Origin of the sequence: Zobellia laminariae (assembly GCF_030553095.1) — a bacterium.
GTDB lineage: Bacteria > Bacteroidota > Bacteroidia > Flavobacteriales > Flavobacteriaceae > Zobellia > Zobellia laminariae.
This window is the reverse complement of sequence record NZ_CP130738.1, coordinates 3,717,951-3,744,777: the sequence shown is the minus strand read 5'-3', so window position 1 is coordinate 3,744,777 and position 26,827 is coordinate 3,717,951. Positions and strand designations below refer to the sequence as shown.

The window sequence follows — 26,827 nt, the reverse complement described above, 5'->3', positions numbered from 1 at the left end:
AAATGTTTTAATTCGATGTTTTATTTGGATTGATAAGGAGCTAATTTCTCCCAATCAAACTCCACTCCCACTTTTGAATCTGGTGCCACAGCAAGGTGGTTCTCAACAACCAATGGTCTAGTAGTATACTGGTCAATAGGAAAACTATGTACCTCTAACCAACCAGAATTAGGTTGCGCAGACACTAGACTTACGTGTAGCTCCTGCATACCGTGGGAACAAGCCGGAATGTTATGTTTATCTGCTAATCGTGCAGCTGCCAACCAACCTGTAATACCGCCACAGTTAGAAGCATCAGGTTGTACGAAAGATAGTTTTGCCTGATCCATAGCATACTCAAATTCATGAATGGTATGTAGGTTTTCACCCATAGCCAACGGAAAGCCCGTTGCATCTGAAATTTGTGAAAAGCCTATATAATTATCCGGAATGATAGGTTCTTCAAACCATGTGATATCATATTCCTTAAAGCGATTAATGGCTTCAATAGCTTTTTCGACAGTCATAGAATAATTGGCATCTACCATGAACGTGATATCCGGACCAATAAATTCTCGCACTGCTTTTATGCGTTCAATATCCTCGTCTAGATTTTCACGACCGATTTTAATTTTGACCGCATTGAAACCAGCCGCCAAATACCCTTCCATATTCTTTAAAAGTTTAGGAATAGGAAACTGTAAATCTATTCCACCGCAATACGCTTTACAGGTATTACCCGCTCCACCGGCCATTTGCCAAAGTGGTTTTTCTGCTTTTTTACAACGGATGTCCCATAATGCAATATCAATCGTAGAAACGGCAAAAGATACAATGCCCCCTCTACCCACATAATGCATATGCCATTCAAGAAAATCATAGATTCCCTCTACATCTGTACCATCCTTGCCTATTAAAGCAGGTGCAATATCATAATCCACCATCGCCTTAATGGCATTTCCACCTTTTCCACCGGTATAGGTATATCCGGTTCCAGTGCTACCATCTTCTAAAGTAATAGTAGAAGTGATTAGCTCAAAATGCGTATGGTCTCCATGTTTAGCATCGTTCATGACTTCCGGTAACGGAACTCGGAACAACTTACACTCAACCGATTTTATACGTGTACTCATCTATGCCTTATGTCTAATGTAAAATGTCTTTTTCTCCATGTACTGTTCAAAACCGTACTTACCGTCTTCACCACCAGAACCACTTAATTTGTAACCGTTATGAAAACCTTGATGCTGCTCCCCATGACCTCTGTTTACATATATCTCGCCGTACTCAAGCTCATCGTTACACTTCATTATAGTGCTCATGTCGTTGGTAAATATCATAGCCGCAAGTCCGTATTCACAGTCATTGGCATACCCAACCACTTCATCAAAAGTTTTGAATTTTAAAACTGGTAGAATAGGTCCAAAAGACTCTTCGTGAACAATGGTCATATTTTGGGTTACATTGGTCAATACTGTTGGTTCAAACCAATATCCTTTTTCAAAAGCGCTTCCTTCTGGTTTTTTACCACCTGTAGCCAATGTAGCACCTTCTTCAAGACTGACAGCAACTAAATGCTCCATATGCTTCAATTCTGCTGCATTTACTTTAGGTCCCATATCAGTTTCCGCCAACATTGGGTCACCTACTTTTATAGCCTTTGTTTTGGCGATGAATTTTTCCATAAAAGCATCATAAATACCCTCATGCACATACATTCTTTCATTGCAGGTACAAACCTGTCCACAGTTATCAAAACGAGAGTGTAAAGCAGAGTCCACAGCAGCATCTATATCTGCGTCTTCAAAAACAATGAAAGGAGCTTTTCCTCCAAGTTCCAACTGAACATGCGTAAGATTTTGTGCTGCAGCTCTAGCTATGGACTGACCAACTGGCGTAGAACCTGTCATGGTCACCATTTTAGTAATAGGACTTTCAACAAGAGCATTACCCATAGCCCTACCTGGACCTGTCAAGATATTAATAACTCCATCTGGAATACCTACTTTCTTAGCCAAATTACCCAACTCAAGAGTTGCCAATGGTGTTTCAGAAGTTGGTTTTATAACGATTGTATTTCCAGCCACTAAAGCAGGTCCTAATTTACGACCGGCCAATGCCAAAGGAAAGTTCCAAGCTGTAATAGCAACAACAACTCCACGAGGTATTTTCTGAATCCAGATTTGCTCATTAGGGTTATCCGAAGGAATAATATCTCCTTCAATTCTTCTGGCGCCTTCACAAGCATACTCAATAAATGAAGCCGTAACTGCAACTTCACCTTTGGCAACTTTCAACAATTTACCTTGCTCCTTAACCAAAAGTTCGGCCAAGTAATCTGAGTTCGCTTTTATTTCATTTGCTAATTTGTATAATAAATCAGCACGGGAACGAGCAGGCAATTTCTTCCATTCCTTTTGAGCCTTATCAGCAGCTTCTAATGCTTGCTGAGCCTCTTCTACTGTTCCATTCTGTACTCTTGCAACTATCTCTTCAGTAGTTGGATTTACAATGTCAATGGTTTCTCCAGACGTAGATGTCACCCATTTTCCGTCTATAAATAGTTGGTATTCTTTAATTGCTGACATGATCTTTTATGATTTATGTTTTCTATATGTATCCATTCTTTCGGCTGCTTTGCCTTCAAATCTTCTTTCTAATTGCCAAAGTGGTCGCTCCAAAGTGAGCTCCCAATTAAAAAGCATTTTATAAAGCTCCCGCACTTTCTCTGGGTGCTCAGCGGCCAAATCGTTCACCTCTGAAATATCTTCTTTAATGTTGTAGAGTTCCGCCGGGCGATCAGGAAAACGAACCAGTTTCCAATCGTTATGCCTAACAGCTCCTCTAGCCTCTTTTTTCCAATACAAAGTTTCGTGAGGTTTTTCTGTTGTATTCTCCGTTAGGAAAGGAATAAGGTTCACACCGTCTAAACCTTTAATATTACTTACATTACCACCCGCTGCAGTAATAAAAGTTGGTAGTAAATCTAGTGTACTGATTGGGTTGCCATAAACGGTATTTGGCTTTAACTTTCCTGGCCATGACATTAAAAAAGGAACCCGAATGCCACCTTCCAAATGATTCGCTTTAGTACCACTTAATGGATTATTAGATGATTCGTTTGCATCAGACGGTCCGCCATTATCATTTGTAAAAACAATAAGCGTGTTTTTATCCAGACCCAATTCCTTAATTCGGTTTAAAACTTTGCCACAGGCTTTATCCATGGCAATGGCCATAGCAGCTAATGTTTTTCTCTTGCCCGTAAGGCCCAGCACTTTTGCCAAATCCTCTTCCTTTGCTTCCATTGGCGTGTGTACCGCATTAAAAGCTAGGTAAATAAAAAACGGGTTCTTCTGGTTTCGTTCCATAAAGGAAATAGCCTCGTCTGCCAATCCATCCGTTAGGTAACCTTCATATTCTTCATACTCCCCAAAACCTCTTTCCAACCTATCCTCATTTCTTGTAAGTTGATTTTCCGTTCCGTAAGGCATATAACTTCTTGCGCCTCCGCGGAAACCATAAAACTCATCAAAACCTCTTTTAGTAGGATGAAAACGGTCTGCATTACCTAAATGCCATTTTCCAAAAACAGCTGTTTTTTATAACCTTGCTCTTTAAGGTAATCTGCCATTATTTTCTGATCTAACGGAAGCCCCATATCGTCTCCGGTAATTCCGTTTTTACTCATCAAACCATAGGTACATTATTCTCTTCAAAACCGAATTTCTGCTGATATTTTCCAGTCAGGAGCCCAGCCCTTGACGGCCCACATACTGCCGCAGAAACATAAGCTTGGGTAAAGAGCACCGAATTTTTGGCGAATTTATCCAGTTCAGGAGTTTTAAATTCTTTGCTTCCCTGAAATCCGAAATCTGCATAACCTGCGTCATCAGATAGTATAAAAACGATGTTTGGTTTGTCTTGTGCCCAGCCATTTATAAGCGCAAAAAAGGACACTAAGAACAAGAATACCTGTCTTGGCAATTTCATTTTTCAGTATTTATTTATTGGATTTTTTTACTCAGTCTTAAGATACTTATCTACCCATCCAACCGCCGTCTACCAACATGGTAACGCCACTCATATAAGCCGCCGCATCTGAACTTAAAAAGACGATAGGTCCTGCAAAATCTTCTGGTTTACCCCATCTACCAGCTGGTATTCTAGATAAAATAGATGCAGACCTTTCTGGGTCGTTTCTCAATGCCTCCGTATTATCCGTGCTGATATAACCTGGTGCTATTGCATTTACATTAACACCTTTACCTGCCCATTCGTTTGCAAATGCCATAGTCATCTGGCCAATCGCACCTTTACTAGCCGCATAACCATAAGGTACTGTAATACCACCTTGGAAAGTTAATAATGAAGCCGTAAAAATAATTTTACCTTCACCACGCGCTACCATTTCCTTACCTATTTCACGGGTTAAAATGAATTGCGCAGTTTGGTTTATTTCAATAACCTTATCCCAGTATTCATCAGAATGCTCAACTGCTGGAGCACGAAGAATAGTTCCCGCATTGTTGACCAAAATATCAATTACGGGGAAGTCGCTTTTCACTTCCTTTATAAACTCATACAGTGAATCTCTATTACCAAAATCACAGGCGTATGCTTTAAATTTTCTTCCGGTAGCCTCAACTTCTTGCTCCACCATGCTACCATGCTTCTCTAAAGTAGCACTAACCCCAATAATATCTGCTCCGGCTTCTGCCAATGCTACGGCCATTGCCTTTCCAATACCTCTTTTACAACCTGTTACTAAAGCCGTTTTACCTTTTAGGCCAAATTGATTTAATATGCTCATTTTCTTATGCGTTGTTTCTCGTGATTATTGTTGACAATCCATTAGTACTTTCATACCATCAGGATTATTATCTATGTTCTCAAAAACTTGTTGAATATTCGTCAACGGCTGTACATCCGTGATCATATCTTCAAAAGGAAGCTTGTTCTCTGTAATTAATTGAATTGACTTCTCATAATCTTCCTTCTCATAAACACGAGCACCAATTAAGCTAAGTTCTTTCCAGAAAAATTTGAAAAGGTCTACAGGTTTTTTCTCTCCGTGAATGGCCACCATCAATATTCTACCGCGAATACCAGCAACTTCACACATGATATCTAAAGCAGGTTGTACACCGGCCACTTCAAAAACAACATCTGCACGACGGTTGTCCGTTTGTTCTTTTACATATTCTACCAAATCAACTTTCATAGGGTTTACAGCATGTAACCCCATAGATTTAGCTTTGGCAATACGTTTTTCGTTCACCTCTGAAATAATAACATTGGCCCCCACATCTTTGGCAACCATTGCTACCAGAAGACCTATTGGTCCACCACCCAAAACAACTGCAGTTTCACCAGCAACCAATCCGCTTCTACGAACATCATGCGTAGCAACAGATAATGGCTCTATTAATGCGGCCAATTTTAAATCGGTTTCCGCTTTTAATTTATGAAGTACAAATGAAGGTACGTTCCAATATTGTTGCATAGAACCCGGACTATCAATACCAATGAATTTTAATTCTTCACAAATATGATTGAATCCCTTGTCCGAAGCTTTTACCTTACGGTCATCTAACGGACGAACAACTACCTTGTCCCCTACTTTATAATCTTCTACACCCTCACCAACTGCATCAATTACACCAGACATTTCATGACCGATTGTCTGAGGCATAGCTACCCTTTTATCCATCATACCATGGTAGATGTGCACATCTGTACCACATACACCAGAGTACGCTACTTTTATTCTAACATCACCATTTGCAGGCTGCTCAATCTCCTTCTCTATTACAGAAAACGTTTTGTTTCCTTTGTAAACTGTTGCTTTCATTAAGTATATTTCTCTATTATTTTTTTACTCCTTTTGCCACGTGACGTGTCTTTCTTTCCGAAGAAAAACGCATAATACTCTGGTAATCTCCATTATTATAAATATGCGTCAAACCCCATCTTAAGATTTCCGTTGGTTCTTTCTCCACATCGGCAGTTCTGTTTAGACCTATAGCATGCGCGTTTACGCCTGGAATTACAGATTTAATTTCAAAGTTGATACCGTCTGGCGCCCACTGAATTGTATTTTTCTCAGGACCATCTGTAGTAATTAATGCTGCAATGCCCCCGTCATATGGCCAAACACAAATTTCATGGCCACTATTACTTATTGGGTTATAAGGCGATTTTATATATGGGCCTTCAGGTTTATCTGCAATAGCTACACCGTGACGAATCTGTCTTCCGCCAAAAGTAATCTGCTCACCCATTTGCTCTCCTTTGTAGTATAAATAGAACTTTCCTTTATACGGTAAAATACATGGGTCATGTACCTTGTGACTATCAAAATCCCCTTTTTTAATTACGGCAAAACGATCTTGCTCCTCACCTTTCCAAACTCCATTATCAGCAGGACTCAAAATAGGCTCCTTACTTTTAGTCCAAGGTCCGTTTGGAGAATCTGCCCATGCCAATCCAACTTGATTTTTAACACGCACATTATATGGTGACTTCACCGTTTGGTAGCTTAGATAATATTTATCTTCCCATTTCATGATTTCTACTGTAAAAACAGAACGATCATCATAAGCACCCTTTTCTCCTCTAGTTACTGCAGGCCCCTCTTCTTTCCATGTCCAACCATCTGTTGAAGTGGCATACCAGATATCACAACGGTCCCAAGGGAATACTTTTTCGGTTTCTATATCACCTCCAAAACCTTGAGTTGGGCCTGTACTTTTGGTATACCAAACATAGTACTTGCCATCCTCCATAATTATAGCACTCGGATCACGACGAACAACTCCTTCTTCATATGCCAAATCTCCTTTTAATGGCTCCAGTCCGTTAAACTGAATAAACCATTCGTTCCCCAAATCTGTTGGCCATTTCAGTGCTCTTTTTGATGCAGCACTTAAATGATTGGTATCCGTAATACCAAGGTGGTCAATTTGCTCGGCGGTAAATGTCACCTTCTCATCATTATCTGAAGTAGATTTCATTTCATTAGTAGTTTTGGGAGAATTGCATGCAGAAACCAGTACGGCAGCAAAAATTAAAAAATGTGAATATTTGTTCATAATTACGGTTACTAGATCTAAGTTTAAATATAAGGATTTCGTGTTTTAACTAGCGTTACTTAACACACTATAATCAGATGGTGATGTGCCGTAAAACCTTCTGAAACATTTACTAAAATAATTAGGATCACTAAAGCCAACTTGATAACTAACCTCTGCAATACGCAACTGTCCTTTTTCAAGTAATTCACCAGCCCTGAGCAATCTTATATTTCTCATATAATCTTTTGGTGCGTGACCCGTAAGTTTTTTTAATTTTCTAAAAAAAGTAGACCTACTAGTATTCATATCAAAAGAAAGGTCATCTACCCAATAGGTATCATCAGACATATTTTCTTCCATATAAGTAGTAATCCTATTTAAAAAATCTTTGTCTCGTGCATGTAGTGATGAAAATTCTGAAACCTTCTTTTCGAATAAAATTTTTCTCTTCGTGACGTTCTTTAATACCGTTTTATTTTCGGCCTGGTCTTTAAAAATTTTGAAACGCTTGGTCAAACTATTATCAGCCTCAGTTTCTAAAACTTTAATTTTCAGTCCTAATGAATTTAACGCCCCTAGTAGAATAGCTGGCATATTTAGTCCCTTGCTAAAGACTTCATTATAAACTGATACGTCAGTTCCGCCATTATCAATAAAATCAACTTTTATGCGTAGTTCTCCATTTTCAAACACTCCTACACCATTTTGCGTAGTACCAAGAGCATTCTCTTCTTTAAAAATAGTTGCTTCCATAAGGTGTCCTTTTTATTCAAATATGAAACTAGTTTCTTATTTGAACCAAAAATATACAAAATATTGATATATCGATATTATTTATATGTGTTTTTTTAAGATTTCTTTCACAAGTACCCTTGAAAAAATCAAAATGAAGATTTTGACTACAAACCGGTGATAGCGCTCATACCGACGTAGACCTATTAAAATAGGCTATTTCATGACCTAAATACGGCCATAATCAACTAGTTCACTTACACATTGAAGTGAGCGAACTTATTTAATGAAAAATAAAGAATTGACTATAAGGATTGGGTCAGATACCCTAATTTTGTGGAAATTTTCATGGCATACTTCTGAATAATCTTGCCTTTACTCTCAAATTGCGAAGCTGGCAATCTACCATAGGGAGCAGTAATCCACAGTGCTGCAACCGGGTAACCGTGTTCATTGAAAATTGGAGCTCCTACACAATTGATCCCTTGAATGTCTTCGCTATTATCTATAGCATAACCTTTGCTCTTAACTTCTTTTAGCATTGCCTTAAACTCCTTTTTAGAGGTGATGGTATTCTCTGTATACTTGGTTAGAGTTTTACCCCTTAAAGCTTCATCTGCTTCTTCACTAGGAATGTTTGCTAATATACATTTACCTCCTACAGAGCTGTGAAGATCAAACTGAGTACCTTACTCCACAAAAAGTTTTACCGGATATGAAGATGGCACTTGCTCCAAAATAGTTCCTGTAGAGCCTAATAACACACCTAACATAACAGATTCCTTAAGCTCGTCTCTTACAGCACGCATAACATCTATGGAATGCTCTACTAAACTTTGCTCGTTCATTGAAGAAATACCGAGCGTTAACATCTTCCTAGAAAGAGTTATTTTTTTGGTGGTCTCGTTCTTTTGAAGGTAATTTTTAAATATTAAAGTACTTACAATGCGAAAAGCACTAGACTTGGCAATTGATAGTTTTTCAATAATTTCTGCCAGAGTAAGGCCTTTTGGCTGAGTGGCCAATAGTTCTATAATAGATAGTCCTCTTTCTAAATTTGGGACATTATAAGTTGATTTTAACTCTACCTTCTCTTTCTTCATTACACAGAATATTGCCGCAATTTAACACCTTTACTAGTGTTTTTCCTAAAATTGTAAGTAGTTCTTTCAATTTGACTTACAATAATCTAATTACTAGAGCGATGAAATATATTCTTCCAAATTCACGCCTCTCTCCAATTTCATCTTTTTTCGTACTCTATACCTTGTAGTATGAACAGATTCTACAGAAATACCAAGAAGCCTAGACATCTCCTTACTGGAGAAATTTAATTTTATAAGGGCACATATTTTCTGATCAGCTTGGCTGAGTTTTGGATACATGGTGGTAATCTTATGATAAAAAGTTTCATTTACCGCCGTAAACCGCAGCCTAAACTCTTTCCAATTATCTGATCTATTATGAGAAATAGATTTGAGCACTTGCTTTATTTCTGGTTTTTCTGTGGTGCCTTCCACCTCTTTTAATCTGTCTGCAATATCCTTTAGAAATTCATCTTTTTCAACCATTTGCAAAGCAGTAACCGCTAATTCTTTGTTTTTTAATGCTAAAAGTTCTTTCCCCTTTTTAATTTCTAACTGCTTATTTTTTCTTAAAAGTTGCTTTTCAGCTAGATGTTTTGTCCGCATATATTGAAAGAAACCTATCCCTATGATTATCAAGAAAATAAGGGAGCCTAATAAAATAATACGTTGTAGAAAAGAAATTTCATCTGCTTGTTCTAATTTTTCCAAACGCTGCTGTTGTACTAACCGTTCTTGATTTTCTTTTTCAATCCTAAACTCGTCTTTAATTTCTAACAGGCTTTGGTTTATTGCTGTTCTACTATCAAAAAATTGAGCATCGATCTCTCTAGCTTTTTTTTGATTTTTAAAAGCTTTTTCAAACTCGCCATGCGCTTCAAACAGATTGGCTAATTTCTCATGAACTAAAGATGAAAAATCAACATGACTGTTATATTTCCTTGACACTTCCAAGGCTTTTTCATAATAGGTTTTACTCTGTTTATAGTTAGATAGATTTGCATATACATCACCCATATCAGAATAAACCAAAACTAAATAGGACGGTCTATTTTCAATAAACCAAGGCTCTAACTCCTCTAATAATTGCAATGCTTCTTCATTTTTGTCGTTCACCGATAATTGAAACGCTTTTTCAAAATGAAGGTAAGCCATAGGTAACTGACCATTGGTAGATGCATAATTAACAAAACAACTATCTAGATAAACTTTTGCCATTTCTGGTTGATTCAACACTCTATGTGTTGCGCTAAGTAAATAGTAGTTTCGTACTAAATCTGCTTTCTGCAACTGGCCTTTTTCAACCAGTTTACGATTAATATCAAGAGAGGTCTGCAGATATTCCAAGGCCTCATCTTTCCGCTTAAAAAAGCTATACAGTCTGCCCAGCCAATTGTACACAGAAGCTTTTAGCTCATCATTATTAGCCTTATCCGCTAAAAATAAAGCGAACCAAAGCGTATCATAAGATTTAGTATAATCTACATGTTGACCATAAATATATGGCATTTCCAGCAAGGCTTTTACGGCATTTACCGTGTCTCCTTTTTGTAAGAATTCCTCGTGTTTAGACTCTAGTAGAACTAAAGCACTATCCGGATTATCACGCCTTAACTTTTTCGTTTTATTAAAAAAAACATCGGCCAGAGAATCATGTTTCTTTTCGGAATTTTGCTGCGCACTTAACCGACTTGTTGCCGTACAAAGCAAAAAAGAAAAATCCAAAAAGTAATATATTCCTTATTGGCAATCTCATGTTTTAATTAGTAGCTGTTTTTACTTTGAATAAATCATGCTTGTCATTATTATTGACCACCAGTATAAAACTTCCTGCTTTCGTATGTAAAGTAGTCATATTGCGAACATCCTTATCAGCAAAAAAACCTGACTTTAAACTTGAAATTGCTTCAAACTCGCCTTTACCATTTCCTTTAAGAAAATTACCTATTCCTGCATCCGAACGCGTAGTTTCAACCTCAGATTGGTAATTGTTGCCCGCCAATAACAAATCTTTTAAACCATCGTTATCAAAATCTTGGAACAATATACTATTGATCGGTGCTATTTGAATTCTATTTTCAAATGGTTGAAAACTAAATTTATCTCCGTTGTTTATAAATATTCCTGACCTAAATTCTGTTGCCTTGTAATGAAGTGCTGTTTGAAGTCCCTCTCCAACAATACCTTTTAAATCCTTACTAGCAAAATCTGTATATGTTGGTATAGTTTGCGCCAGATGTGGTAATTGCTGGGTCATACAACCTTTACCCCTAACAGGAACTTGTTTGCCATGGTATTCTTTTGCCAGTATAACATCTTCCGACCCGTTCATATCAAAATCCGATGTATAGATTTCAAATGGTTTCTCATAAGAAGTATGAAACTTAGAATTTAAGCCCAAGTTCCCTGCAACAATATCTTTGTCCCCGTCGCCATCTACGTCATCTATTAAGAGTTCGTTCCACCAACCTACGGCATTTGCCAATTCAGGATATGCATCACTACGTTCTAGTTTATTGTTTTTATTAAGAAATACTTGAATTCCCATCCACTCACCAGTCACAACCAAATCAACTTTTTGGTCATTATTGATGTCTACCCATTTGGCATCAGTGACTAGACCTAAACCTTGTAATCCCGGAGCAAGGTTTTCATTTTCAATAGTAAATTTACCTGCATCATTTACCAGCAATAAACTACTTGCTGGGTGCGGATATTTACCGGTAATGAGTCTTCCGCCAATAAATAAATCTATATCTCCATCCCCATCATAATCAGAAGGAACCACTACAGAACCCGAAATACCTACTTCTGGAATAGCATTTTCAGCTTTTTCAAAATTACCTTTACCATCGTTAAGATATAACCTATCTACCAACATCCTAGGGTTCTCCTTAAACTCATAACTCCCACTAACTACGTAAAGGTCATTGTCTCCATCGCCATCCGCATCAAAAAAAGTAGCCCCAACATCTTCATAAGACTTATCCTCTACAAGAGCAGGTGAACTCGTCTTTTGAAATGAATTTGACCGGCTTACAAGAAGTTGCCCAGGTTGGTCTTTTCCTCCTCCTATAAAAACGTCCTCTTCCCCGTCTCCATTAATATCGGCCTTTGCCAAGGAAGGACCTAATTGCGACAATTTATGAGGTAGTAAAATCTGTAAATCAAAATCGTTAAAGTAAGGGTCCGAATGACGGTTATCAAAAGTGACTTTAGTAAAAAGTAAATGGGCCTTATTTTCTTCTTTTACTTTGGTTTCCGCAAAGCGATAATTTAACTGTAAAGATTGATTGGCGTCTACATCTTCCAATTCCTGAATTTTTCCGTCAGGCCAAATAACCTCCATCCGTTTTACGTTCAAATGTTTACCTAGACCAAAGTAAAGAGAGTTTGGAACCGATGATAGAAAACCTCTTGTTGGTGTAACTTGCCGCGTTTGTTTTGTACCGTCTTCAAAGTACAAATTTACTGTTGTGCCTACTCCAAAAGTATTCTTTCCGGCAGCAACCAAATCTAGCTCTAAATAGTATTTACGTTGGTTATCAATAGCCCTATTTTCTAGAAAAGTAGCCTTATCATTTATATTATTCACCACGATATCCAAATCGCCATCATTATCAAAATCTGCATACGCCGCTCCGTTTGAGAAAGAAGGTTCACTTTCTACCCATGATTCACTTGTGTCTTCAAATGTCAAATCTCCTTTATTCCGATAAAAGAAATTCTTCAATTTTTGCTGCGGAAGCATCTGAGCAAACTTTAAAAAATCTTCTGCTGTGGGCTTTCTTTTATTCGTTCTTAAAATTTCTAAAATTTCATTGTTCTTATCGCGGTCAATAACATCTCTATACACACCATTAGTAACGTAAACATCATTAAAACCGTCCAAATCAAAATCTGCCGATAATAGAGCCCAACTCCAGTCCGTATTGGCAATCCCAGCCATATTCCCGATTTCGCTAAAAGTGCCGTTTCCGTTATTGACCTGTAACATATTGTGCATGTATTGATGGTGATACCCCTTCTCTACCATACTTTCAAAATCTGCTATAGACGTCATGGCCATAGTAGTTTTAGACCGCACGTAATCTTGCGGGTTCATATCCAAAGTCATTAAATCCAAAAGGCCATCATTATCTATATCAGCCATGTCACTACCCATACTATTGAACGACATATGCTTGAAAAGCTTATCACGTGACTCGGTAAAAGTTCCATCACCATTATTTACATAAGCCAAATCGGGCACGTTGAAATCATTACTGATATAAATATCATCCCAACCGTCATTATTTAAATCACCAACTTGCGGATTAAGTCCAAAGCCAATGTCATAGAGTAAACCAGCTTTTTTGGATACATCCGTAAAATGTCCTGTACCATCATTTTCATAGAGCTTATCACTACCTTTAAGCTCTAAACTTTTAGGGTCTTTTTGAGTTTTGTTTAAATCGATTATTTCTGATCTACTCGTAATATCCGGTGTGTTTGACACATACACATCCAAATCGTTATCCTTATCATAATCAAAGAAAGTAGCCTGAATAGTTCTATTGGCATCAGCAAGACCCAATTCTTCTGCTCGTTCTGTAAATGACACTCCGGCATCGCCTGAAGGCCCATTATTTATGTAGAGGAGATTTTTAAATTTATTACCATCATCTTGCCATCCACCTCTTGAAACATAGATGTCCAAAAGGCCATCTCCATTTACATCGGCCATAGTAACCCCGGTATTAAAACCCGGGCGCTGTTCTATTCCGGCTGATTCCGTAACATCCTTAAAATTAAGATTGCCTGTGTTTAGATATAATTTATCTTCTGATGAATTGGATGTGAAATAAATATCATCAAAACCATCATCGTTCAAATCACCAACAGCAACACCACCACCAATGTAGGTGTACATGTATTGATAATAATTAGATTCTAATGACTCTTCTAAATGATTGACAAAATCAATACCTGAAAGCTCAGAAGATACTTCCCTAAATAGTTTAGGTGATTTTTTTTTAGAAGGCTGTTCAACGTCATTTTCCTTGGTTGATTGATTGCATGAAAGAAGCAAAAAGAACACTCCAAAAACAGTAAGATAACATCTCATAAATTACCCTTGATTATTTTATTATCAACTTAATAGATATTCTAAAAATACGAAGATTTTTAGCCTATTACCTGTATTAATCGGTCAATGTAAATAATGACCTAAATTAAAAAACGGCAAAGCCTCCGAAGAAACCTTGCCGTCTTGATTAAAAACTAACTCAACTTCTTAGTTTGCCAAATTTGGATTTCTTGCTACTGCATCAGCTGGAATCGGCGCCAGATAGTTACTCGTTTCAAGACTACCAATAATTGGGTTGTGCTCAGGAACTGGTCCACTTACATCATCTCTTACAGACAGTACCTCAGATACTTTTTCTCTTCTCATTAAATCAAACCACCTTTTATATTCCCCTGCAAACTCCCATTTACTTTCTGTGAATGCCAATTCTGCAATATCACCAGACGTAATATCTATGGCAGCATCCGGAATTGCATAAGGCAAGCCAGCAGCCCTACGCCGAATCATATTCATAGCTTCCCAAGCATCGGGCGTTACATTACCAGAAAGACCTGAGGCTTCTGCATAAATTAATAAAATTTCGGCATAGCGCATTAAAAAATCATTTCTAACCGTTATAAAATCACTAGGGTTTAAGTCTCCTTCGGGGCCCGTTATTTTTTTAAATACTGGACTTTTTTGAGCATTAAACGACTGCCAGTCCAACTCTGTTCTATAGGTGGCCTCTTTTCTTGGACCTTCAGGAAAATCTTCGAAAAACTTGATTTCAGCAAAAGTTTCATTCCACCCTCCTAAATCAGCTGGCAATCCCAATCTAGAAAATTTTCTGTTACCAAGGCTATTATTTGGGCATCCCTTACAATAAGCCAATGTGAATAATGATTCCTGATTAAAACGACCAGCTACTGTCCATAAAGTTTCCAAATCATCTACCAATCCAAACCCATAAGATCCAGCATTATCTATTACCTCTTTCGCGGTACTTGCCGCTAAGGCATACTTACCAGTATCGTTGTTAGGAAAACCTGCCCAATCCATATACAAGCGGGCTAAAAAAGCTTTAGCCGAACCTTTATTAGGTCTAGGGGCTCCATAGAGAACGCCTGGATAAATATCCGGCAACCTATCTGCTGCAGCTTGTAAATCTGATTCAATTTGACCGTATACTTCAGTTAATGAAGATCTTGAAATATCAGGGTCAGGAAACTTTGTCAAAGGTAAAGGAATTCTACCGTGCACACGTGCCAACTGATAAAACAGAACACCTCTTAAAAAATAAGCTTCTCCAATTTGACGTTGTAATATTTCTTGATCTATATTATCCAACCCTATTAGACCTTCTGAGCGTTCCAAAACGCCATTAATTGCATTTACCGCATCAAAAATTGCATTCCAATTCCTCAACAATCTATTATTAGAAGATAATACAGTCCGCTGATCAAATTCTCTGAAATCTGCTTTATTCAAAGCACGGTGTGTTGTCATATCATCACCTGCCAGGCCGGCGCATAAAAGGTAGTCATTCGTGCAGCCAATGTAACTTGGCTGTATACACCTCCAATTCCCTTATCCATATCATCTAAACTTGCAAAAGATTCAGGTGGTGTATCAAACTCGCTAAGGTCCGGATCTAAATTCGCGCATCCCTGAAGAACTAACCCCATCACACATAAAAAGAACACAGCATAAAGCGATGAACTTTTTAAACTTATTTTACTATTTATTGTTTTCATGTTTTTTTCTTTATATATAACAAATACTATTCTTCAATTATTAAAATGTCAGCTTCATACCTAGGGTTCCTGTTCTTGGATTTGGCATGGCACCTGCATCAATACCAGCACCGGCATCAGGATTAGCAGTCTCGCCAGTATACGTTCTAACGTTAGATGATACTTCTGGGTCGAAACCACTATAGTCTGTAATTAATAATAAGTTTGAAGCGCTAACATATAGCTGAAGACTACTTACCCCTTTTATTATATCTTCACCAAAAGTATATCCTAACTTTAGGTTACTCAATCTTACAAAATCGCCTTTTTCAACCCAACGTGAACTGTTCAAAACATTTCCTGTACCAGCTCTTGGAATATCAGTTTCATTTTCTGGTGTCCATCTATCATATACAGTTGGAGAAAGGTTACTTCTGTTACCTCCGTTTCCGCTAATGGTACCAGTAACTTGGTTGTATACATCAAAACCTAAGGAACCGTTCCAAAACATGTTTAGATTCCAATTTTTATAGTTAAAGGTATTATTGAAGCCGAATGTGATATCAGGCAGACCACTACCTATTGTTCTGAATTCCAGTTCATTGTTTTCGTCTAAAGCAAATTTAGCATCACCATAAGGTTGAAACAAAGGATTACCATCACCATCTACTGGTATATTATCATTGGTTTTCCATGTGCCTTGATATTCATATCCCCAAAAAGTTCCTAATGGTTCTCCCACCTTAATTACGTTAAGACGAATACCTCCTCCTCCAATTCCGGCGGCATTTCCTACTATAAATTCAGTATCATCATATAAGCTCGTAACCTCATTTTTAAGCTTTGAGAGGGCAAATGTGGCATCCCAACTAAAATTATCCGTCTGCACAATGGCGGCCGATAAGGAGAAATCAATACCTGTGTTATTTACTTCACCGGCATTAATAAAATTTCTAATAGACGTACCATAGACAATAGTTTGAAGTAGTAAATCTTCTGTATCCTTATTAAACCAATCAATGGATCCTGTTAATCGGTTATTAAAAAACCCAAAATCCAAACCTACATTGGTTTGCGTTGTGGTTTCCCATGTCAAATCACCATTACCCTCTTGATCTTGTACTTCACCTGTATTTGAGGTTACTCCATCAAAAGTATAAAGTCCAGTACCACTATTTGTTGAAAACCTAGCTGAAGCATTAATGTTCTGGTTTCCAACTTTGCCCCAACCCGCTCTAAGTTTTAATGCAGAAAAAACACCGCTATTTTGTATAAAATCCTTATTTCCAAAATTTAAGGCTATCGCCCCGGAAGGAAAATAACCCGTTCTATTTCCTTCGGAAAACCTAGAAGATTCATCTACCCTCATGGAGCCCGTTAAGTAAACAAAACCATCATAATTATATTGCAGACGCCCTAAGTAGGATTCAATTGCCGACTGATTACCTGAATTGAAGAAATTCTCGGCATTGCTATCATCCGCCAAATAAAGTCCGGGGACATTTAAATCAGAAACATTATATCCATTGGTAAGTCCGCGAGCTCCCTGAAATTCATAAACTCCCGTAATATCTAAACTGTTTTTACCGAATTCCTTATTCCAATTTAGAATATTACTTATTTGATGTGAGGTGTTTTTAAAGTTATTATACCCTATGTTCACGAAACCAGTTGCCTCAAAATCACCTTCTACACGATAGGATTCGGTACTAGAATGTATGGTTGAGACGGCACCTATTAGAGTATAGCTTAGGTTGTCCGTGAAATTATATTTACCATTTAAGGTCAAATTCAATCGATCTGAAGTGAACTCATGATCACTCAGTTCCAAGCGCCTAATTGGGTTGTAATTATTATTAGCTACCTCTCTTGGTGACCTTAATATATAGTTCCCATCCGTGTCACGAACGGGTGCTGTCGGATCCCATGTAATTGATCTTAAAATACCACTTCCATCACCACTACTAAAGGCATCCTGATCATTTACAGTAGTCTCCCTACTTGCTGTAACATTCGCCGCAAGGCTAAATTTATCGCTAAATTCTTTACTTAGATTAGACCGAAAGGAGTACCGATTATATTTTGATGTTATCTGGGTTCCTGTTTGATCGATATAATTTCCCGAAAGAAAATACCGTACACCATCATCACTACCTCCACTAATTGATAGTTGAGAGTTGTTGGTAATACCCGTTTTAAATATTAAATCTTGGTATCTAATTGGATTTGCCTCAAAAGCAGAGATCTGACCGGCAGAATATGGGGCATCAACAGGGTCGTTTACTGGATTAGCAATAAATTCCTCATTTTCAAGCTGTGCAAATTGTGCTGAACTTAATGTTGACAACCTCTTTTCTACCGTTGAGAAAGACACAAACTGATCAAAAGAAACTTTCGCTTTTCCAGAACCTTTCTTAGTAGTGACTAAAATTACTCCGTTGGAACCTCTTGAACCATAAATTGCAAGAGCAGAAGCATCTTTTAGCACCTCCATAGATTGGATATTATTTGGATTAATCGTACTTAAATCACCTCCAAAAACTCCATCTATTACAACCAAGGGGTCATTGCTACCTGTTATTGAATTTACCCCCCTAATTCTTACCTTTGTGGGTGCGCCATATTGTCCGGAACCAGCAACTGTTACACCAGCTGCTCTACCTTGCAATGCGTCCTGAACCCTTGTTAAGGGTTGATCCTCGAAAGATTTAGCAGTTACCTGAGCGACCGCCCCCGTTACATCACTTTTTTTTGCAGTACCATATCCTATAACAACTACTTCATCTAACAGGCTAGCATCCTCCCGAAGTGTAACCGTTATTGAAGATTGGTCACCTACTGTTATATTTTCCTCAGCATAGCCTAAATAGGATACCGACAAAACATCGTTTGGTGATGCTGTAATACTGAAATTACCATCAAAATCCGATTGGGTTCCGTTTGTAGTTCCTTTCACTACAATATTAGCTCCATAAGATAGGTGAATTATTTTCATCAATTATGGTACCTGTAATAGTTTGTTGAGCATACGAGTATTGTATTCCCATAAACATAAGGAAAAGTCCCAAAACGAAACACCTCCTTAATAGTTCATTAAATTCTTTTTTCATAATTGTTCATTTTAGTTTAAAATTGGTCGTTGAGATTAGTTGGTTATACTCGATTATTAAATTTTTATTAAACTCATCATAAACTTATCTTAAATGTTAAGTTAGCACTTTTTTATCATTTTGTTTTGGCTGTTTAATGTAGCAAACAAAAAAAATTGAAAATAATGTCCGGAACAAACTTGATCAAATTAAATAAAATTGAGGTTTTATGAATGTACTATTACACAAAACGTACTCAAAAACTATCTCTTAAATATAAAAACCGTTTTTATGATTTTTATTATAACAAAATGATAATCAATTATTTAATATAAATTTATTCTAATAAAAGAAAAACTATCAAGGTAACATCATTATAAGAAATGGACATTAGGACGCCTTATAACAAACTTAAATAAGGACTGTTCTATACTATAGTACACTATTAACCTTTACTAGTACTATTTTATCCTTTAACCATATGTTGCCAATATAAACCCATTTATTACATCTAAATATTATGTTAAAAGATGAAATGCGCGACTATGGAACAAAAAAAAGAGGTGAAAATCACCTCTTTTTTCTAATATGCTCTTTTTTAAGCAATTATATCATACAACCAATTACCTTAGTCATTGGTTACTTTACTTCCCCACCAATCATTTTTAGGGTCAAAATCAGAAGACAAAAAGTGGAGTCTTTGTTTTTCTAAGGATGGTAGTTTCTTCTCTACTATTTCCTTAAGATATGCTTCTTCTTTTTGCAAACTATACTCGGGGTCTTTTGATGGGTATCTTGCCCCAACTTCATCTAAATAGGCGAATAATTGTTCACTTAATTGCTTTTGTAAATCTGTATGCTCAGAAGCGACATTCGTCAGCTCTTCTAAATCATCTTTAAGGTTGTAAAGCTCTTCTCTATCGTCCTCATAATAATGAATCAATTTCCAATCCCCTTTTCTAATAACCGAAGACGGTTCACCTCCTTGGTTGCCATAGTGTGGGTAGTGCCAGAACAAAGGACGCTCCTCTAAAGCACCTCCTTTAAGAATTGGCAATAAACTTTTCCCATCTAAGTGCTGTTCCGGTTTTAAATCAACTCCTGCTACATCAAGTATTGTTGGATAAAAATCGGCTCCGGTTACGGGTTCTAAAGTAGATGCTCCTCCTTTGACCAACCAGAGCTTTAATAAAATATGGCTCACGGATACCTCCTTCAAATTGATATCCCTTCCCTCCTCTTAACGGAAGGTTTGAGGTTGAGAAAGAATCACCCGCAGAAACACCACCATTATCCGATGTGAAGACTACTAATGTATTTTTATCCAAACCTAAAGAATCTAAGGTTTGCAATACTCTACCCACGGCATCATCCATAGTTTCAACCAAACCTGCATAAACGGGATTATCCTGCACTTGGCGTATTGGAAGGAATTTAGCCATTTTATATCCTGTATCGGCAATACCATTTTTCTTAGCTTTTTTCTGATACTTTGCCCATTTCTCCTCGGTAGTCTGAATTGGTCCGTGAACAGCATAAAAAGAGAGATAGGCAAAAACAGGCTGACCTGTTTCCGTTGGGTTGTTCTCTTTAAAAAAGTTTACAGTTTCCTCTGCTAAGCGCATGGTTAGATTCTCTCCGTCTTTATGATGCTTCAAATTTGGGTTGATAAAAGGAGCAAAGTACCCACCGTTTGGACTACCTACATCCCATCCTCCTTTATTTATATCAAAACCATGATCTTCTGGCCACGAACCTTTTTCTCCTAAGTGCCATTTTCCTGCAAAGAAGGTCTTGTAACCTGCTGCTTTCATAGCTTCGGGTAAAGTAGTGGCTTCAGATGGAAGATTGTGTTCGTACTCTGGTGGCAATAACTTATTAAAACGACCAGCTTTTCTCCAGTCCGTACCTACTTTTGCCCCAATCCAATCCGTAATTCCGTGTCTTGCCGTGAAAGTCCCTAACATAATACTGGCTCTAGATGGGCTACAAACCCTACTGGCCGCATAGCCATTGGTAAAATTCATACCCTCATTGGCAATCCTATCAATATTGGGCGTTTCATAAAATTTACTACCCGTAACACTTAGGTCATGATACCCATAATCATCTGCTAAAATGAATAACACATTTGGCCTAACGGCCTTTTCTTGAACTTTCTTTTCGTTATTCTTACAACTCGTCAGAACCATACCGGTTACTGCCAAAATCGAACAGAGAAAATGCTTCATACGTTTCTTAAATTTTAACGGTGGATAATTTTTTTCGATAGGAAAGATACTAAATAATAGTATTGACGGAATCTCACTTCTTAATAAAAGGTTACAAAACGACACTGCCTCTTTAAAAGAGGCAGTGTAATACTTCGTAAATTTTATTTCTGATCAAAAAGGAGAGGAAAAAACTTGCCTTCCATTTTTTCTCCTTTTGGCACCCTAATTGGTGTGCCTCTTAACATTTCCCCATCCGTATCACTCATAGTTCCATCGGAAAAAGCATTTAGAACAAAAGCTCTTCGGCTAAAATTAGACTTATTCTCATAAGACCCATGAATCATTAAAGGATGGTGAAAAGAACCATAGCCCTTTTTAAGCTCTATTGGAACAGGATTAAAATTCGCCTTTTGTTCATCGGTCATAAACTCCATAAGCCCTTCCATTTTTCCTGCTAGTTCCGGCTTTTGTAGAAGTCCCCATTTGTGACTTCCTTAAGACATAATAAAGACAACCGTTTTCGGTGGTTGCATCGTCAAGACCCGTCCAACAGGTTAAATGCTGCATAGGGACCGTTCTAATCCAAAATGAATAATCTTGATGCCAAGCCACTACACCTCCGTGGTTGGAAGGTTTGCAAAACATTTGATCATGCCAAAACCTAACATTATTGTTGCCCAACAATTGACTTGCTGCCATTGTAAAAGCGGGATTCCATAACAAATCATGAAACCCTTCTGTAATTCGCCAGTGTCCTAAAGAATGAAAAAGTACCGTATTTGGGTCTGTAGATTGGTTCCCATGAAATTCATAAAAAAGCTCATGAGCCGGGTGCTTAGGGTCACGAATTTCTTCCAACTCCTTTCTCAATACTTCAATCTGAGTTTCGTCTAATAATTTTATTCCCGAGACATAGCCATACTCATGAAAATGGGCCACCTGCTCATCACTCAGTTTATACTGCTCCCATTCTTCCGGTGTACTTGGTTGTTTGAAAAGGTCTGAAACCAATTCGTGACGGTCCGCCAAATCTTTTACTAATTGCATCGCTTTTAATTATTTAAATTTTGGTTGATTATTTATGTAATTCCCAAGCGTTCTTCACGAAATAGTTTTCTGACTATGAATAGCAAAAAACCGCAAAGTATCTTTTACGTGCTCGCTCCAATAAGACCATTCATGAGCTCCTTTGAACTCTTCGTATATATGCTGGATATTATTATCATCTAATTGTTTATGAAGCTTCCTGTTATACTCAATAAGCTGATCTTCACTACCACAATCAAAACGCAGTTTTGGCAGTTGGTTTTTATTTTTTTCTATCAGACTCCAAACGGAATTTTCAGAAGCAACTTCCTGCTTATAATTATCCAAGGATTCTTCTACAAAAAGATTCATCTGTTCTATATCGGTAATGGACGAATGTCCGGAAATGGCCTTAAATCTATCACCATATTTCACCCCCAAACGCAAAGCTCCGAAGCCTCCCATAGAAAGTCCAGATATAAACAATTCTGATTTTTTACTGACGGATGGAATATTCTCGATAACAGCATTGGGCACATCATCTACAATCCAACTTTCAAAATCTTTTTGATTATGCGGAAGATAACCAGAACCATCTCCCCAAAGTCCGTCTGAAGGCATAGCTATAATCATAGGCGGAATCTCTCCTTTCTCCATCATCTCTAGAGCAAAAATATGCACTCCTGCCTTCTGAGACCACACCCAAGCACTACCATAAACCCCATGCAACAAAATAACAAGCGGCAAGTCTTCTAGATTTGCCATTGGTGGAACAAATACACAAATATCTCCTCTTCCCTTTAGCTTGTCTGTTTTAACCGTTATGAACCTAAGGTTTGCACTCTCGTAGGCCGCATCTGAAATTTCTGTGGTTCTGAACATGTTTATTTAATCGAAAACTATTACACCTTTTGCATTTTTACCGGCCAACATATCATCCAACGCCAGTTGCAAATCGTCTAGTTTATATTCTTTGGTTATCATTTCATCCAATTTCAAATCCCCTTTTTTATAAAGTCGAACCAGTTTTGGAAAGTCTATTTGAGGTCTACATTTTCCATAAAGCGGATTGATGTAAATTTTATCCCATTCAAAAAGACGCATATCTATTGTAATTTCCTCTTCAATACCACTTACCTGAACGGCCGTACCCGCATTTCGAATCATTGCTAACGGAGCAGCACCTAAAGCAGGAATAGCTGTACATTCAAAAGCATAATCCGCACCTCTATCGCCAAGCATTGTTTTAACCTGTTCAGCAACATTGGCCAAACCTACATCTGCCTTATCGGCCAAAATAACATCCGTAGCTCCAAATTGTTTGGCAAGCTCAAGTTTGTTAGGGTTGATATCTACTGCTATTATTTTACCAGCTCCCGAGATTTCGCAGGCATTGATTACATTAAGCCCAACTCCACCGCAACCCAATATTACAGCAGAACTACCGGCAGCTAATTTTGCTGAATTAACCACGGAACCATAACCTGTCATCACGCCACAACTAATGATACTCGCTGCAGAGAAATTCAAATTTTCCTCTTCTATTTTTACCACTGCAGATTCTTTAACCAAAGCATATTCGCTTAAAGTACCTAAGTTAAAAGAGCGTTCAATAGGTTTTCCTTCCCACTGGCTACCTTCTAAATGCGCATGACCTGGAGTATGACCGTTTCCTCCGGCAACTACAGGAGAATTGTTTTCGCATATATGTTGATTACCTTCTTGACATTGAAAACAGCTTAAACATGGTGTTGCCCAGTTCAAAAGAACTTGGTCCCCTACTTTCAATCCTTTTATTTCCGGGCCTACCTTTTCAATAATTCCCGCACCTTCGTGCCCCATTACAATAGGCTTGCCCCAAGTAAGAGAATCATAATCTGTATGACAAAGACCGGCTGCTTTTATTTTTACAAGTAGCTCGTCCGCCTTTGGTTCTGCAACGGTTACGTTAGTAATGATAAAAGTACCATCACCTTTTGCTACTGCACTTTTTGATTGAATAGACATGTGTTAAGCTTTTACGTAGTTCTAGACTACTTTTATATTTTGTTATTGAGCAATAAGATTCGCTGGTTTAAACTCCGCCGTTGGGTCACTCAATTTTTTCTTATCAATTTTCTCACCGCCTTTGATGAATTTTGTACCATACACATAAGCTTTTGCATTATTTACCGCATCTACTGATAAAAGTGTATCACCTTTAAAATACCATACGGAAAAACAGTTTGGCTTATCTGCTTCCTCACGTACAACTACTTCATCGTAACCTTCTGAAAGACCTACCATCTGTAATTTTACATCATATTGATCGGACCAAAACCAAGGTATGGCGTTATAACAACATTCTTTACCCGCAATAGCGGCAGCTGCAATTTTAGCCTGGTCCACAGCATTTTGAACGGATTCTAGTCGGATATGTCGATTGTAATGAATGTTATGATGAAACGTACAATCACCAATTGCATAAATAGATGGGTCACTAGTCTGTGCCATTTCATTTACTTGAATGCCGTTCTCAATCGTCAAACCAGCCTTTTCAGCCAATTCCTTATTTACGTGAATACCTACACCAACAACAATCATATCAGCCTCATAACGGGTTCCGTCTGAGCACACCACCGTGTTTTTATTCTGATTGTTTTCTATGGAAATTACATTCTTTTCTGTCAGCACCGCAACATCATTATCCGCGTGAAGTTTCTGGAAAAAAGCGGACATTTCCGGGGCCGTAACTCTGGCAAGTATACGCGATTCACGTTCTAAAACAGTAACCGATGCACCCATTTTTTTGAGTGATGCGGCAGTCTCAAGTCCAATATAGCCACCACCAATCACAACTACTTTCAGAGCTTCGTTCTCTACAACCGTCTTTCTAATATTGGCCACATCAGCTGCGGACCTGAGCGGAAAAAGATTTTTTGCCGTATCCAAACCATAAGGTATGGGTGGCATAATGGGGCGTGCCCCTGTAGCTATCACAAGTTTATCATAGTCCAGTGTCGTGCCATCAGCTAAGACTACCTTTTTGTTTTCTCTATCTATAGCATCAACCCAAACCCCTAACTTAAGCTCAATATTCTCCTTTTTATAGCTTTCCTCGGACTTAAGCAAGTTTTTCTCAATACCATCCTCACTGGTCAAATAGGCTTTTGACAATGGTGGTCTGTGGTATGGTAAGATTGGGTCTATATCAATTAAGGTGATAGAACCCTGCCAGCCTTCGCGCCTTAGAACGAAAGCAAAGTTCACTCCAGCATGACTAGCACCTATAACCACACAATTTTGATCGCTATTTTTACTTTCTGACATTTCTTTTATTTGGCTACTTTCAACACTACACCATCAATAGCATCAGTGATATCTATTTGACAACAAAGTCTACTGTATTCATCTGCATTATCATCAAGCTCAAGCATATCGGTCTCAATTTCGCTAGCACTTCCCGTTTTCTCCATATCCTCTGGAGCTACATGTACATGACAGGTAGCACAAGAACAAACTCCTCCACAATCGCCATCTATTCCGGGTACTCCATTATCAACGGCAAGGGCCATTACAGAACCGGATGTTCCTTCTAAGGTTATTGTTTCTTCGTCACTGGTTATAAATGTGATTTTTGCCATGGGTTTTATTTTGTTAAAGGGTTGAATTTTATATTGATACTGTGAAAGCCCACTTTACGTTTAAAATGATGCAGGTCTTCTATATTCTCCTTGCAATCAAATATTTCAAACGAACCTACTTTCTCTGCCAATGTCTGAAGTAATATTTTCATTATTTGGCGCGCATGAGTGGCTCCTAAACAATTATGGTGACTAAAACCAAAACCTACATGCGGATTAATTTTACGGTCCATAACTATTTCATTAGGGTTCTCAAAAACCTTGGCGTCTCTATTGGCAGACGCCCAACATAAGGAAACTCTAGTATCTGCTTTTGCTGCATGTTCGCACACAAAAGTATCTTCGGTAACCACACGCCCCATTTGAGTTAGTGGTGAAAAATAACGAATCATTTCCTCTACGGTCTTACCTGTAATTTCAGGTTCTTTACGCAAACGTTCCAATGATTCCGGATGTTCCGCCAAATACGCAATGGCATTGGTAACGGCATTTATGACCGTGTCCCTGCCTCCTGCAAAAGTTAATACCATTACCCCCTTAACTTCTTCTTTGGTCAATTTTCGACCTTCAAATTCAGAATCAAGAAGTATAGAATACATATCACCCGTAGGGTTCTCACTGGCGCGTTCTATTTCTGCGTCTATATAATTGTAAAGGATATTCGCCTTATCTCCATCTAAAGCTTCGCCTTCACTTCTAAAAACATGGGTTCCCCAAGAAATCCAAGTTTCCGACTCCGAAAAAGGTGTATTTAAAAGTAAAGTCAATGCCCTTGATTGCAATTTCAATGCAAAATCGGTTACCACTTCAACAGAATCTTCTTGCAGTACTTCCTCTACAATATTTGCTATTTGCTTCGCTAATTTCTCTTGGTACTCAGGTTGCAAAGGTCTTTTGAACCAAGGTTCTACCAATGCTCTATAAATGCCATGAACCGGTGGATCTACCTCAAAAGGTATTTGACGAGTTTCACGAATGTTTACCTCCGAAGGAATTACAATCCGCCCTGGCGTAGCACCAGACTGAAATGTTTTGTAATTATGAGCGCTTTTGCGAACGTCCTTATGGCGTAAAAGCATAGTTACAGGATCGTCCTGATCGTCCATTTCACCATAACCTTTTGATTCTCTTGCATTTTCAAACGGATCTGGAAACTCACTTTTTTTCATATTGTCGGTATTAACTTTTATAGTTCACTTTCTGTGGAAACACAAAAATGATTAT

General features: G+C 38.0%; 24 protein-coding genes and 1 pseudogene. All 25 read right to left on the bottom strand.

Going from position 1 to position 26,827, the window contains the following annotated elements; all coding sequences use genetic code 11:
• Nucleotides 1-20: 20 nt before the first annotated feature.
• Nucleotides 21-1,112 (bottom strand): mandelate racemase/muconate lactonizing enzyme family protein, encoded by a 1,092-nt coding sequence (locus tag Q5W13_RS17945; protein WP_304443932.1) that lies wholly within the window; start codon nt 1,110-1,112, stop codon nt 21-23.
• On the bottom strand, nt 1,113-2,567 hold the full coding sequence (gene aldA, locus Q5W13_RS17940; RefSeq protein WP_304443931.1) for an aldehyde dehydrogenase: 1,455 nt from the start codon (nt 2,565-2,567) through the stop codon (nt 1,113-1,115). It abuts the gene before it with no gap.
• A gap of 6 nt (nt 2,568-2,573) precedes the next feature.
• Nucleotides 2,574-3,521 (bottom strand): annotated as a pseudogene (locus Q5W13_RS17935) (sulfatase-like hydrolase/transferase); the annotation flags it as partial.
• 148 nt (nt 3,522-3,669) lie between these two features.
• Nucleotides 3,670-3,972, bottom strand: a complete 303-nt coding sequence (locus Q5W13_RS17930; protein WP_304443930.1) for a sulfatase family protein — start codon at nt 3,970-3,972, stop codon at nt 3,670-3,672.
• A 46-nt stretch (nt 3,973-4,018) separates the two neighbouring features.
• The gene (locus tag Q5W13_RS17925) at nt 4,019-4,786 is read right to left on the bottom strand and encodes an SDR family oxidoreductase (RefSeq protein ID WP_304446544.1); all 768 of its coding nucleotides are present in this window, start codon (nt 4,784-4,786) and stop codon (nt 4,019-4,021) included.
• 30 nt (nt 4,787-4,816) lie between these two features.
• Nucleotides 4,817-5,833: a (R,R)-butanediol dehydrogenase gene (locus Q5W13_RS17920; RefSeq protein WP_038232577.1), complete on the bottom strand. Its 1,017-nt coding sequence runs from the start codon at nt 5,831-5,833 to the stop codon at nt 4,817-4,819.
• A 16-nt stretch (nt 5,834-5,849) separates the two neighbouring features.
• Complete coding sequence (locus tag Q5W13_RS17915; RefSeq protein WP_304446543.1) at nt 5,850-6,995, bottom strand: glycoside hydrolase family 117 protein; 1,146 nt, start codon at nt 6,993-6,995, stop codon at nt 5,850-5,852.
• A gap of 123 nt (nt 6,996-7,118) precedes the next feature.
• On the bottom strand, nt 7,119-7,808 hold the full coding sequence (locus Q5W13_RS17910; RefSeq protein ID WP_304443929.1) for a helix-turn-helix domain-containing protein: 690 nt from the start codon (nt 7,806-7,808) through the stop codon (nt 7,119-7,121).
• 284 nt (nt 7,809-8,092) lie between these two features.
• Nucleotides 8,093-8,422 (bottom strand): IclR family transcriptional regulator, encoded by a 330-nt coding sequence (locus Q5W13_RS17905; protein WP_304446542.1) that lies wholly within the window; start codon nt 8,420-8,422, stop codon nt 8,093-8,095.
• Between the two features lie 54 nt (nt 8,423-8,476).
• Nucleotides 8,477-8,890, bottom strand: a complete 414-nt coding sequence (locus tag Q5W13_RS17900; protein WP_304443928.1) for an IclR family transcriptional regulator — start codon at nt 8,888-8,890, stop codon at nt 8,477-8,479.
• Between the two features lie 93 nt (nt 8,891-8,983).
• On the bottom strand, nt 8,984-10,597 hold the full coding sequence (locus tag Q5W13_RS17895) for a tetratricopeptide repeat protein (protein WP_304443927.1): 1,614 nt from the start codon (nt 10,595-10,597) through the stop codon (nt 8,984-8,986).
• Between the two features lie 34 nt (nt 10,598-10,631).
• Nucleotides 10,632-13,979 (bottom strand): VCBS repeat-containing protein, encoded by a 3,348-nt coding sequence (locus tag Q5W13_RS17890; RefSeq protein ID WP_304443926.1) that lies wholly within the window; start codon nt 13,977-13,979, stop codon nt 10,632-10,634.
• 168 nt (nt 13,980-14,147) lie between these two features.
• Complete coding sequence (locus tag Q5W13_RS17885; protein ID WP_304443925.1) at nt 14,148-15,407, bottom strand: RagB/SusD family nutrient uptake outer membrane protein; 1,260 nt, start codon at nt 15,405-15,407, stop codon at nt 14,148-14,150.
• 14 nt (nt 15,408-15,421) lie between these two features.
• Complete coding sequence (locus Q5W13_RS17880; RefSeq protein WP_304443924.1) at nt 15,422-15,673, bottom strand: hypothetical protein; 252 nt, start codon at nt 15,671-15,673, stop codon at nt 15,422-15,424.
• Nucleotides 15,674-15,713: 40 nt separating this feature from the next.
• Complete coding sequence (locus Q5W13_RS17875) at nt 15,714-18,647, bottom strand: SusC/RagA family TonB-linked outer membrane protein (RefSeq protein WP_304443923.1); 2,934 nt, start codon at nt 18,645-18,647, stop codon at nt 15,714-15,716.
• Nucleotides 18,616-18,762, bottom strand: a complete 147-nt coding sequence (locus Q5W13_RS17870; RefSeq protein ID WP_304443922.1) for a hypothetical protein — start codon at nt 18,760-18,762, stop codon at nt 18,616-18,618. Before Q5W13_RS17870 ends, Q5W13_RS17875 begins: the two co-directional genes overlap by 32 nt.
• A 607-nt stretch (nt 18,763-19,369) precedes the next feature.
• The gene (locus Q5W13_RS17865; RefSeq protein WP_304443921.1) at nt 19,370-19,918 is read right to left on the bottom strand and encodes a sulfatase/phosphatase domain-containing protein; all 549 of its coding nucleotides are present in this window, start codon (nt 19,916-19,918) and stop codon (nt 19,370-19,372) included.
• Entirely contained in the window at nt 19,851-20,972 is a 1,122-nt protein-coding gene (locus Q5W13_RS17860) for a sulfatase (RefSeq protein ID WP_304443920.1), read from the bottom strand. Before Q5W13_RS17860 ends, Q5W13_RS17865 begins: the two co-directional genes overlap by 68 nt.
• Before the next feature lie 143 nt (nt 20,973-21,115).
• Complete coding sequence (locus Q5W13_RS17855) at nt 21,116-21,388, bottom strand: phytanoyl-CoA dioxygenase family protein (protein WP_304443919.1); 273 nt, start codon at nt 21,386-21,388, stop codon at nt 21,116-21,118.
• Nucleotides 21,369-22,001 (bottom strand): phytanoyl-CoA dioxygenase family protein, encoded by a 633-nt coding sequence (locus tag Q5W13_RS17850; RefSeq protein ID WP_304443918.1) that lies wholly within the window; start codon nt 21,999-22,001, stop codon nt 21,369-21,371. The genes Q5W13_RS17855 and Q5W13_RS17850 overlap by 20 nt, the downstream gene beginning before the upstream one ends.
• Nucleotides 22,002-22,055: 54 nt before the next feature.
• Nucleotides 22,056-22,862 (bottom strand): alpha/beta hydrolase, encoded by an 807-nt coding sequence (locus Q5W13_RS17845; protein WP_304443917.1) that lies wholly within the window; start codon nt 22,860-22,862, stop codon nt 22,056-22,058.
• 6 nt (nt 22,863-22,868) lie between these two features.
• Nucleotides 22,869-23,987 carry a Zn-dependent alcohol dehydrogenase gene (locus Q5W13_RS17840; protein WP_304443916.1) on the bottom strand — a complete coding sequence of 373 codons (1,119 nt, stop codon included), beginning with the start codon at nt 23,985-23,987 and terminating at the stop codon, nt 22,869-22,871.
• Nucleotides 23,988-24,029: 42 nt separating this feature from the next.
• A complete protein-coding gene (locus tag Q5W13_RS17835; RefSeq protein WP_304443915.1) occupies nt 24,030-25,289 on the bottom strand; it encodes an NAD(P)/FAD-dependent oxidoreductase in 1,260 nt (419 codons plus the stop codon).
• A 5-nt stretch (nt 25,290-25,294) separates the two neighbouring features.
• The gene (locus tag Q5W13_RS17830; protein WP_155595970.1) at nt 25,295-25,603 is read right to left on the bottom strand and encodes a 2Fe-2S iron-sulfur cluster-binding protein; all 309 of its coding nucleotides are present in this window, start codon (nt 25,601-25,603) and stop codon (nt 25,295-25,297) included.
• Between the two features lie 5 nt (nt 25,604-25,608).
• A complete protein-coding gene (locus Q5W13_RS17825) occupies nt 25,609-26,772 on the bottom strand; it encodes a cytochrome P450 (protein WP_304443914.1) in 1,164 nt (387 codons plus the stop codon).
• Nucleotides 26,773-26,827 lie beyond the last annotated feature (55 nt).